Origin of the sequence: Streptomyces sp. TRM49041 (genome assembly GCF_008271805.1) — a bacterium.
Taxonomy (GTDB): domain Bacteria; phylum Actinomycetota; class Actinomycetes; order Streptomycetales; family Streptomycetaceae; genus Streptomyces.
Genome location: NZ_VSRY01000074.1, coordinates 1 through 11,065, shown reverse-complemented (window position 1 = coordinate 11,065; position 11,065 = coordinate 1). Strand labels below are relative to the sequence as shown.

The 11,065-nt window shown below is 69.8% G+C and carries 11 protein-coding genes and 1 riboswitch; of the genes, 1 reads left to right on the top strand and 10 read right to left on the bottom strand.

Going from position 1 to position 11,065, the window contains the following annotated elements; genetic code table 11:
- Nucleotides 1-30: 30 nt before the first annotated feature.
- Nucleotides 31-130: riboswitch (glycine riboswitch) on the bottom strand.
- 113 nt (nt 131-243) lie between these two features.
- A complete protein-coding gene (locus FVS66_RS05135) occupies nt 244-609 on the top strand; it encodes a PRC-barrel domain-containing protein (RefSeq protein WP_149179790.1) in 366 nt (121 codons plus the stop codon).
- Here the strand turns inward: FVS66_RS05135 and FVS66_RS05130 are convergent.
- The 10 genes from FVS66_RS05130 to FVS66_RS05085 form a co-directional block, all read right to left on the bottom strand.
- Nucleotides 537-2,246, bottom strand: coding sequence for a DNA polymerase IV (locus FVS66_RS05130; RefSeq protein ID WP_149179789.1), 1,710 nt, complete (start codon nt 2,244-2,246; stop codon nt 537-539). The two genes, FVS66_RS05135 and FVS66_RS05130, sit on opposite strands and share 73 nt — an antisense overlap.
- Before the next feature lie 62 nt (nt 2,247-2,308).
- Complete coding sequence (locus tag FVS66_RS05125; RefSeq protein WP_149179788.1) at nt 2,309-2,902, bottom strand: MerR family transcriptional regulator; 594 nt, start codon at nt 2,900-2,902, stop codon at nt 2,309-2,311.
- A 243-nt stretch (nt 2,903-3,145) separates the two neighbouring features.
- Nucleotides 3,146-3,619, bottom strand: coding sequence for a bifunctional nuclease family protein (locus FVS66_RS05120; protein ID WP_058941224.1), 474 nt, complete (start codon nt 3,617-3,619; stop codon nt 3,146-3,148).
- A 53-nt stretch (nt 3,620-3,672) separates the two neighbouring features.
- On the bottom strand, nt 3,673-4,422 hold the full coding sequence (locus tag FVS66_RS05115) for a MerR family transcriptional regulator (protein WP_149179787.1): 750 nt from the start codon (nt 4,420-4,422) through the stop codon (nt 3,673-3,675).
- Between the two features lie 41 nt (nt 4,423-4,463).
- On the bottom strand, nt 4,464-5,366 hold the full coding sequence (locus FVS66_RS05110) for an FHA domain-containing protein (protein ID WP_149179786.1): 903 nt from the start codon (nt 5,364-5,366) through the stop codon (nt 4,464-4,466).
- A 163-nt stretch (nt 5,367-5,529) separates the two neighbouring features.
- On the bottom strand, nt 5,530-6,291 hold the full coding sequence (locus FVS66_RS05105; RefSeq protein WP_149179785.1) for a DUF881 domain-containing protein: 762 nt from the start codon (nt 6,289-6,291) through the stop codon (nt 5,530-5,532).
- Nucleotides 6,292-6,296: 5 nt separating this feature from the next.
- Entirely contained in the window at nt 6,297-6,629 is a 333-nt protein-coding gene (locus FVS66_RS05100; protein ID WP_010469069.1) for a small basic family protein, read from the bottom strand.
- Nucleotides 6,626-7,555, bottom strand: a complete 930-nt coding sequence (locus FVS66_RS05095) for a DUF881 domain-containing protein (RefSeq protein WP_149179784.1) — start codon at nt 7,553-7,555, stop codon at nt 6,626-6,628. The genes FVS66_RS05100 and FVS66_RS05095 overlap by 4 nt, the downstream gene beginning before the upstream one ends.
- A gap of 111 nt (nt 7,556-7,666) precedes the next feature.
- Entirely contained in the window at nt 7,667-10,162 is a 2,496-nt protein-coding gene (locus tag FVS66_RS05090; protein WP_149179783.1) for a mannose-1-phosphate guanyltransferase, read from the bottom strand.
- 116 nt (nt 10,163-10,278) lie between these two features.
- Nucleotides 10,279-10,887 carry a CDP-alcohol phosphatidyltransferase family protein gene (locus tag FVS66_RS05085; RefSeq protein ID WP_149179782.1) on the bottom strand — a complete coding sequence of 203 codons (609 nt, stop codon included), beginning with the start codon at nt 10,885-10,887 and terminating at the stop codon, nt 10,279-10,281.
- Nucleotides 10,888-11,065: the final 178 nt, after the last annotated feature.

Genomic DNA, 11,065 nt, shown 5'->3' with positions numbered 1-11,065 from the left:
TCCGACGCCCGCTCTACTTTCCAGAGTGACCTCGTCCGTGCGGTACAGGGGCCTGAGAGATTCCGGGGAGGATTTGCTCCTTCGGCGCCTCCGGAAAGGTTTCTCCGGAGGACTCTCCCGCACAGGGTCAGCGGCCATTGCCAGCCTACCAGCGAGGTTCCGGGCCGATCCCTCGAGTGGCCGACGTCACGGTTGTGCTCTTTCGTAGTGTTTACGGACCAGTTGTGACCGGCTGGAGGAACTGTGCAGACCGACATCGACCCGCGCAGCCTGATCGGGCGCAAGGCGTTCGACCGCGACGGCCACAAGATCGGCACGGTGGACGAGGTGTACCTGGACGACGCGACGGGCGTGCCGGAATGGGCGGCCGTACGGACGGGGCTGTTCGGCCGCGACGCGTTCGTCCCGCTGGAGCCGAGCGAACTCGTCGACAACGGCCTGCGCGTCCCGTACGAACGCGCCCTCATCAAGGACGCCCCGGACTTCGGCGTCGGCCGGCACCTCTCCCCCGAGCAGGAGGTCCAGCTGTACCGCCACTACGGCCTGGACCTGCCGGGCACCGGCTCCCCGGACACGTCCTTCGGCAAGCTGGCGGACGGCGACGACTGACCGCCCGGCACCAGGGGAAGCGGCTCCGAGGGCTCCAGCTCGGGATCGTCCACCCGGAAGGTCCGCACCCTCCCGGGCGCCGATCCGGGCTGCTCGAACCGCACGGTGACCCGGCCCAGCCCGCTCCCCTGCACCCACCCGGCCCCGTACACCGCATGCCGGACATCGCCCCCGGCCACCCACCGCCGCTCCCCCGGTGCCTCCGCACCGCTCCCCGGCGCCCCCGCGCCGCCTCCGCCGTGCGCAGCGGCCCCGGCGTCGCCGCCGACCGCGCCCTGAGCCGCCGTACCGGGCACACCGTCGTCGGCGCCCTCACCCGACCCGCCACCCTCGGATACCACCACCTGCCCGCCGCCCCCGGCCGGCAGCGCGGCACCGGGCGTACCTGCCACGGAGTCCTCGCCGCTGTCTCGCGTCACACGCGCATCCGTCCCCCGGCCGCCCGTCCCACCGGCTTCGGGGGCACCGGTGCCGGCCGGGGCCGCCGTGGGCTCACCCCTGCGTGCCGCAGGCGCGGTGCCCGCGGCAACGACCCCGTCCGGCGTCTGCGCCGGTTCCTCCTCATGTGCCGCCTGGGCGAAGAGGTCCTCCTGGGTGTAGTCGGCCAGGCCGCTGACGCCGACGCCCAGCAGGCGGACCCCGCCCGTGGTGTCCACCGCGTCCAGCAGCCGTGCGGCGGCCTCCCGTACCACCACGGGGTCGTCCGTCGGCCCCCGCAGGGTCTCGGAGCGGGTGAGGGTCGAGAAGTCGTACCGCCGTACCTTCAGCACGACCGTCCGCCCCGAGCGCCCCGCCTCCCGCAGTCTGCGCACGCACCGTTCGGCGAGCCGTTCCACCTCCCAGCGCACGCGCACCCGGTCGTGCAGGTCCACGTCGAAGGTGTCCTCCACGGACACCGACTTGGCGTCCCGCTCCGCCACCACCGGCCGGTCGTCCTGGCCCAGGGCCATCTCGTACAGGGACGCCCCGTGGGCCCTGCCCAGGAGCCGCACCAGCTCGTCCTCGCCCGCCTCGGCCAGGTCGGCCACCGTCGTCATGCCGGCCCGCCGCAGATGCTCCGCCGTGGCGGGCCCCACGCCGGGCAGTGTCCGGACGCCCATCGGCCCCAGCAGAGCCCGCTCCGTCCCCGGTTCGATCAGTAGGAGCCCGTCGGGCTTGGCCTCCTCGGACGCGATCTTCGCAAGCATCTTGGAACCCGCCAGCCCCACGGACCCGGTCAGGCCGGTGACCCGGTAGATGTCCGCGCGGAGCTGTTCGCCGACCGCCCTCGCCGTCGCCGCGTCATCGGCGACGCCCCCTGCCTCCAGGTCCACGAACGCCTCGTCCAGGCTCAGCGGCTCCACGAGCGGCGAGAGCCGGCCGAGCAGTTCCATGACCTGCCCGCTCACCGTCCGGTAGACGGTGAAGCGCGGCACCAGGTACGCGGCGTTGGGCGCGAGGCGCCTCGCCTGCGCCATGGGCATGGCCGACCGCACACCGAACCGCCTCGCCTCGTACGAAGCGGTGGCGACGACCCCGCGCGGGCCCAGCCCGCCCACGATCACGGGCTTTCCGCGCAGACTCGGTTTCGCCGCCTGTTCGACGGCGGCGTAGAACGCATCCATGTCCAGATGCAGAATCGTCGGCGCGGCTCTCACATCACCGATGCTGCCTCACACCACTGACAGTCGCCCGCACACACGTACGACACGTTCGGCTGTCAGACGGCCTTGTCGCGTCTGCGCTGGGCCAGCTCGTCCGCCGGATTGTGCCCGACGAGGGTCTCCCCGGTGTCGACACGCTCGCCGTGCAGCTGTGACAGTGCCGCCTCGACATCCCGCCACACCACACCCACCGCGATCCCGAAGATGCCCTGACCGCCCTGGAGAAGGCTGACGACCTCGTCCGGCGACGAGCACTCGTAGACGGTCGCACCGTCACTCATGAGCGTCATGCGCTCCAGATCGTGCAGGCCCCGCCCGCGCAGATGCTGGACGGCCGCCCTGATGTTCTGGAGGGCGACCCCGGTGTCCAGAAACCGCTTGACGATCTTCAGGACGACGACGTCCCGGAAGCTGTAGAGACGCTGCGTGCCCGATCCGTACGCGGGCCGGACGCTCGGCTCGACCAGCCCCGTACGCGCCCAGTAGTCGAGCTGCCGATAGGTGATGCCGGCCGCCGCACACGCCGTGGGGCCCCGGTACCCGATGGCGTCGGTCGTCGAGTCGGCCGCACTTCCGTGAAGCGGATACGGGCCGTTCCCTCCCGGACTCCGCCCGGGAAGACCCCCTGCCGTACCGTCGCCGCTGCTCATCACGCCGACCCTCCGTCCTTGACCTGCCACATCGACGGTAGGCAGTCCCCAGGGGTGCGTCAACGATCGCCACACTCGCCACGCCGAGTGATAATCACCCTGAGAGTGGTTTGGCGTGTCCGGCTTCCGGGAACTGCTTCTCGAATGCGCCGGGAGCGCTGAATGCGCCCCAGCAGGCCCGGCGGACCGCCCCGCGCCCGGACCCGACCCCGCGCGGCCCCGGAGCGGCTCACCGTGGCACGGTCACTGGTTGCTGGTGCCGAAGTCCTCGGGGGAGATCTGGTCGAGGAACTCGCGGAATTTCTCCACCTCGTCCTCCTGCTCGTCCGGGATCGCGATTCCGGCGTCGTCGAGCACGCCGTCGCTGCCGAAGATCGGCGTCCCGGTACGCAAGGCCAGCGCTATGGCATCGGAGGGCCGGGCGCTCACTTCGACACCACTGGCGAAGACCAGCTCCGCGTAGAAGACCCCTTCGCGGAGGTCCGTGATGCGGACCTCGGTGAGCTCCTGGCCCACGGCCTCGAGCACATCCTTGAAGAGGTCATGGGTCAGCGGCCTGGCAGGGGTCATGCCCTGCTGGGCGAAGGCGATCGCCGTCGCCTCACCCGGGCCGATCCAGATCGGGAGGTATCGGTCGCCTCCCACTTCACGCAGGAGCACGATCGGCTGGTTGGACGGCATTTCCACCCGGACACCGACAACATCGAGCTCGTTCACACAGCAACCCTAGGACGTGCCGCACCGGTTTGGATAGTCGGGCCCCGCCAAGATCAGTGGAACCGGACTCCGAGGGCCGATCTGACCAGGGCCGCGTGCAGGCGGACGGAGAGCGCGGCCAGTTCCTTCACGGTCGCCTCGGCGTGGGCCCTGGTCTGCGGGTTACGGTGCCGCCGCAGGGGGGCGACCACCTGATCGACGAGCCCTGCCTCACGGTCGGCGGCGGCCTTCACAGCCCGCAGATGGCGGGGCTCCAGGCCGAACCGCCCGAGCTCGGCGACGAGCTTCGCGACGGTCACCGCCTCGGCGTCGTACCCGCCGTCCGCCGCCACGGTGATGAGCCCGTACGACTCCCACTCGGCGAGCTCCTCCTCGCCCACCTCGACTGCGGCGAGCAGCTCGTCCCGGCCGATCCGGGCGGCCGTGACCCGGTCCTGCTCCGGCTCCCACGGATGCGCCCCGTCCAGCCGATCGCTCTGCGCGCCCTGGGCGGGCAGGGTCACCTGCTCACCGCGGCCCAGGGCGTCCAGGTGCTCGCGGATGACCTTGAGCGGCAGATAGTGGTCCCGCTGCATCCGCAGGATCAGCGCCAGCCGCTCCACGTCGTCCGGGCTGAACTTCCGATATCCGGAAGCGGTCCGCCGCGGCTCCACGAGCCCCTCCGCCTCCAGGAACCGGATCTTGGAGATGGTGACCTCGGGGAACTCCTCCCGCAGCTGGTTGAGCACCGTGCCGATGCTCACCAGCCGGTCGCCCGCGTCGGCGGTGCCGTGGCCGGCACCGCCCGTCGGTGTTCGCAGCATGGACCTTCCTGGGGGTCCCCCCGGACGGAGTCCGGGGGAGGTCAGACGCTCCGCTGGCTCCCGTAGAAGACCAGGCGGTACTTGCCGATCTGCACCTCGTCACCGTTGGTGAGCAGGACCGAGTCGATCGGCTCACGATTGACATAGGTGCCGTTGAGGCTGCCGACGTCCGCGACGGTGAAGCTGCCGTCCGCCGCCCTGCGGAACTCCACATGGCGACGGGACACAGTCACGTCGTCCAGGAAGATGTCGCTCTGCGGGTGACGGCCCGCGGTCGTCAGATCGCCGTCGAGGAGGAAGCGGCTGCCGGAGTTCGGGCCACGGCGCACCACGAGCAGCGCCGAGCCCAGCGGCAGCGCCTCCACGGCGGCCTGCGCCTCGGGCGACAGCGACGGCAGCGGCGTCTGGCCGGTCGTCTCGCCGTCGTACGCCTCAAGGCCCGAGATGGAGATCGTCGACGTGGTCTCGGACGCGCGCTCCGGCGGGACACCGCCGCGCAGCGGAGCCCCGCAGTTGGAGCAGAACCGACTCGCCTCGGCATTGCGGTGTCCGCACCTCGTACACACCGGCATGGACCCATCCTCCTGCCGCGGCTGATCCGCGTGGACGCTGGTCGCGTACGGATCGGAACCTATGCGGCCGGGACCGGCAGGGTCAACAGAAGACGCGCCCTCGCCGCCCGTAATGTCACCACCCGGACCAGCGACCTCGTCACGGAAGAGCGGACGCTCCCCGCCCTGCTCCTCCTCGCTCTGACCGTGCCGGGGCGCGCGATGCCTGGCGTTGCCGCCGTCCTCGCGTGCGCTCTTGCCGAACAACTTCGCAAACAACTTCACGGGCGATTCCCCTTGAACGAAACAGACCCGCCCGTGGGGCAGGACGAACCCTGAATGAACACACCTGCCGACCCGGACATCTTCACAACGTCCGTATCCTCCGGACAGTTTCCACCACGCACCACGCTCGTGATGCGGCGACCCCCCGCAGCCTCTCGGCCAGGGCGGCGCGGCTCTTCGGCCACGGGAGCTACCCCCACTGCTTCGCCTCCCCTGTCCGGCTCGGTCCCTCGGGCATTCCCCCGCCGCGCGGCCCCCATGCGCCTCTTGCTCACTGCGATGACGACCGAGCGTAGTCAGGCCGCTTCGCCGGTCGCAAGGCGTTCACAATGATCTTCTCCGACCGGGTAACGGTGGCCGTGGCCTGCTCCTTCTCCAGCGTCTGCACGATGCCGCCGGGGATGTTGAGCGCCGGCTCGAGATCCTGCGGCTTGCCGATGACCTTGAACCGGTACGGCGGGGTGATCTTCCGCCCGTCCACCTCGACGGCCCCGGCCCTCCCGGAGAAGTACGTGTCCGCGACGACCCGGACGTCGTTGACCTGGATCGCCTCCGCGCCGGCCGCGCGCAACTCCTGGATGGTGTCGAGCAGCTTGTCCGGTTCGACGGCTCCCAGCACGTCCTCGATGGTGAGTGTGATGCCGGGGCCCTCGGCTGCCACCGTACCCGCCAGGACGCCCAGCTGACGCTCTCTCTCCTGCGTCTGCTTACGGGCCTCTTCGGCCTGGTTCGAGCTGTTCTCCAGCTCCCGGCGCTGCGCCTCCAGGCGCGTCTTCTCGTCCTCCAGCCGCTGGCTGCGGTCGTCCAGCTCGTCCAGGATCCGGACGAGGTCCTCCTGGCGGGCACCCCGCAGGGTGCCGTCGTCGCTGGTGGAGCGCACCTGGATGGCGAGGCCGAGTCCAAGGCCGAACAGCAGCAACGCGACCACCAGTTGGGCACGGGTCACGCGCGGCGGCCAGAGCCCGGCGGCCAGCCGCTGCCGACCGGTCTTCTGTTCGGCCGGCGCCTTCGGGGTCTGTTCTTCGTCGCTCATCGGCCTCACGCCCGGAACACATGCCGCCGGATGGCGGCCGCGTTGGAGAAGATCCGGATACCGAGGACGACCACCACACCCGTCGACAGTTGCGCCCCGACGCCCAGCTTGTCGCCGAGGAACACGATCAGCGCGGCCACGACGACGTTCGACAGGAAGGAGACGACGAAGACCTTGTCGACGAAGATCCCGTCGAGCATGGCCCGTAGTCCGCCGAAGACCGCGTCGAGCGCGGCGACGACGGCGATCGGCAGATAGGGCTCGACCACCGCCGGAACCTCGGGCCGGATCAACAGTCCGACCACGACTCCCACGACGAGGCCCAGTACGGCGATCACGATGTGCCCTTCCCTGTGTCGGCCGCGCCCCGCCCGTCACCCGTCCCGGCTCCGGAGGTCCTCGGCTGTGCTGTACGTACGATCAGGCTCGGCGCCGCCGGCAGACTGACCCGTTCCTGGGTCGAAATGCTGTTGCGGATACCGAAGTTCTCCGACAGCGCGTGCAGATAGCGGCCGTCCGCGCTGTCCTGGAACCGGGTGCTGAGCCTCTTCCCGTCCCCCACCGCCAGGACCGTGTACGGCGGTACCAGCGGCCTGTTGTCGACCAGTATGGCGTCACCCGCCGCCCTGATCGCGGACAGGGCCGTCAGCCGCTGCCCGTTGATCGCGACAGCCTCCGCGCCGGACTGCCACAGCCCGTTCACGATGCGTTGCATATCCCGGTCGCGCACCCGCCCCGTGTCGGAGAAGCCGCTGCTCTCGCGGGGCCCGCCACCTCCCTGGTCGGTGCCCTTGGCGTCGTCGACGACCAGTTTCACCCCGGGCCCGCTCACCTCGGTGGCGCCGGACAGCAGCGCGACCAGACGGCTCCGGTCCCCGCCGAGCTCCTGCAGCGCCGCGCGCTGCCGCTCCCCCACCTCTCGGCGCAGGTCCTCGATGCTCTTCTCCAGGCCGTCCACGGCGGCCGTCTCGTCGTGGATACGGTCGATGAGCTCTTCTCGCTCCTTCGCCACGACGGGCGCCGATATCTGTGCCTCCGCGGCGCCGAGCGTAACGACCGCGGCGGCGAGGACGAGACCGGCCGCCAGCCCCAGCTTGGCGCGCATCGTGCGCGGCAGGCCGCCGCCCTCGGCGGCGCGACGGGCGGATGCCTCCGCGTAGCCGTCGTCGAGGGCGTGGTCGATCACATTGGTCAGCAGCGACATCGAGGCGTCGGGACGCGGAGGCGGGGAGCCGGTGGTCCGAACGGGGGGCTGCTGCGACATGCCGCACATCGTCGCATGTCGGAGGGGCTACCGCCGAATGGCCCCACCGGTGTGCCGGGTGCCTCCCTCGGGCACCACCCGGCACACCGGCCGCACACCCTGCGCTCGGGGCTAGCGACCTGCGCTGTCGACCACGGCCGCCCATTCGTCGAGCAGGGCCTGGGCGGAGGCGTCGTCCGGGCCTTCCGCCCACAGATGGGTGACGGCCTCGGCCGGGTCGGGCAGCACAAGCACCCACCGCCCGTCCGCCTCGACGACGCGCACACCGTCGGTGGTGTCCACGTGCCGGTCCCCGGCGGCTTCGACGACCCGCCGCATCACCAGCCCCTTGACCGCCCACGGCGTCGCCAGATCCCGCCGCAGCACATGGGCTCGCGGGATACGCGCGTCGATCTGGCTGAGGGTGAGCTGGGTACGTGCGATGAGGCCGATGAGCCGTACGAACGCGGCCGTCCCGTCGAAGACACTGCTGAACTCGGGAACGATGAACCCGCCGCGCCCGTCTCCACCGAAGATGGTGGACTCCTCGCGGCCGACCCGGGTCAGGTCGTCCGGCGACGTGGTCGTCCAGTCGACCTGTGTGCCGTGGTACGCGGCGACCTGCTCGGCGATCCTCGTCGTCGTGACGGGCAGCGCCACGCGCCCGCTGCGCCGCTCGGCCGCGACGAGGTCGAGCAGCACGAGGAGCGCCCGGTCGTCCTCGATGATCCTGCCGCGTTCGTCGACAAGCGACAGCCGCTCACCGACGGTGTCGAACCGCACGCCGAACGCGGCCCGCGCCGACGCGACTATCTCACCGAGCCGCACGAGCCCGGCTCTGCGGGACTCGGCGGACTCGGTGGGCCGCGACTCGTCGAGCCCGGGGTTGATCGTCAGGGAGTCCACTCCGAGCCGTCCGAGCAGGCTGGGCAGTACGAGCCCGGCGCTGCCGTTGGACGCGTCGACGACGACCTTCAGGCCGGCGTCCGGGATGCCGGTCGTGTCGACATTGTGGAGGAGCGCCCCGGTGTACTGGTCGAAGACACTCGCCGGGAAGCTGAGGTCGCCGATCTCGCCCGGGAACGCCCGCCGGTACTCCTGCCGTGCGTAGACCCGGTCGAGCTTCCGCTGCCCGCCCTGGGAGAGGTCGGCGCCTCGTTCGTCGAAGAACATGATGTCGACGGAGTCCGGCACCCCGGGCGTGGTCCGGATCATGATGCCGCCTGCGCTGCCCCGCGCGGTCTGCTGCCGCGCGACGGGCAGGGGGACGTTCTCCAGGTCACGTACGTCGATGGCGCTGGCCTGGAGGGCTGAGATCACTGCCCGTTTGAGCGCCCGCGCACCACGGGAGTGGTCTCGGGCGGTGGTGACGGTGGCGCCCTTCTTCAGCGTCGTCGCGTACGCCCCGGCGAGCCGCACGGCGAGCTCCGGCGTGATCTCGACGTTGAGGATGCCGGACACGCCGCGGGCTCCGAAGAGGTGCGCCTGACCGCGGGACTCCCAGATGACGGAGGTGTTGACGAAGGCGCCGGCCTCGATGGTCTTGAACGGGTAGACGCGTACGTTGCCCTGCACGATCGATTCCTCACCGACGAGGCACTCGTCGCCGATGACGGCGCCGTCCTCGATGCGGGCGGCCCGCATGATGTCGGTGTTCTTGCCGATCACACAGCCACGCAGGTTGCTGTGTGGCCCGATGTACACGTTGTCGTGGACCACCGCCCTGTGCAGAAAGGCGCCGCTCTTCACGACCACGTTGGAGCCGACGACGGTGTGTTCGCGGATCTCCACATCGGCTTCCACCTTGGCGTAGTCGCCGATGTAGACGGGCCCGCGCAGTACGGCGTCGGGGTGGACCTCCGCACCTTCGGCGACCCATACGCCGGGCGAGATCTCGAAGCCGTCCAGTTCGACCTCGACCTTGCCTTCGAGCACGTCGGCCTGGGCCTTCACATAGCTCTCATGGGTGCCGACGTCCTCCCAGTAGCCTTCGGCGACATAGCCGTAGACCGGCTTACCCTCCTTCATGAGCTGCGGGAAGACGTCTCCGGACCAGTCGACGGGAACGTCGGGCTCGACATAGTCGAAGACCTCGGGCTCCATCACGTAGATGCCGGTGTTGACGGTGTCGGAGAAGACCTGGCCCCAGGTGGGTTTCTCCAGGAATCGCTCGACCCGGCCTTCGTCGTCGACGATGGTGATGCCGAATTCGAGGGGGTTCGGGACACGCGTCAGACAGACCGTGACCAGGGCGCCCTTCTCCTTGTGGAAGGCGATCAGGTCGGTCAGGTCGAAATCGGTGAGAGCGTCCCCGGAGATGACGAGGAACGCGTCGTCCTTCAGCGCCTCTTCGGCGTTCTTGACGCTGCCGGCGGTGCCGAGTGGCTTCTCCTCGTTGGCGTAGGTGAGCTCCATTCCGAGCTCTTCGCCGTCACCGAAGTAGTTCTTTACGAGCGAGGCTAGGAACTGCACGGTTACGACGGTCTCGGTGAGTCCATGCCGCTTGAGCAGGCGCAGCACGTGCTCCATGATCGGTCGGTTGGCGACCGGCAGGAGTGGCTTGGGCATGCTTGAGGTCATGGGGCGAAGTCTGGTGCCTTCGCCTCCGGCCATCACGACGGCCTTCATGTCGGAAGCGTCCTCCTTGCAGAGACGACGGTCTGGCCGACTTCACCCGTCTTTGCTGTGGCCCTCTGACATCGCACCGGCGCCGGGATTCGTTCCTCGGCGCGGGGCAGACAGGGTCAATCGGCCGCGGTATCCGCCTTGACAAGTCGGCGGACCTGGACCACGTAGAGGATCCCTGCCCACCAATAGAGAGTTGTACCCCATCCGGCGAAGGCCCACCCGAAAACTTCAGCGAGTGACGCAAGCCATGTGTCGCCGTCGCTGAGCAGAAGGAGCGGGAACGCATACATCAGGTTGAAGGTCGCGGCCTTGCCGAGGAAGTTCACCTGTGGCGGCGGATATCCATGGCGCCGGAGGATTCCCACCATCACCAGGAGCATCACCTCTCGCGCGAGGAGTGCCGCGGTGAGCCAGAGCGGCAGGATGTCGCGCCAGGTCAGGCCGACAAGGGTGGACAGGATGTAGAGGCGGTCGGCAGCGGGGTCGAGGAGACGGCCCAGGCTGCTGATCTGGTTCCAGCGTCGGGCGAGCTTGCCGTCGAGATAATCGCTGATGCCACTGAGCGCGAGGACGAGCAGCGCCCAGCCGTCGCTGTTGGGTCCGCCGAACTCGGGGCGGAGAATGAGCCACAGGAAGAGCGGTACTCCGATGAGCCGGGCCATGCTCAGGATGTTGGGGATGGTGAGGACCCGGTCCGTCTGAACGCGAGTCTCCTGTACCTCCACCCGAGTGCCTCCTGTGGGAAAAGTGCCAACGCTGCCCCCTGACCTTACCGTCAGCGCCGACCGCCCTGTGCGCGGGGGTTGGGTCACGGGCACTCGGTCCGGAAATGCGAGAAGCCCCGCACCAACGGTGCGGGGCTCCCCCATCAAAAATAGTTCGGCGGTGTCCTACTCTCCCACA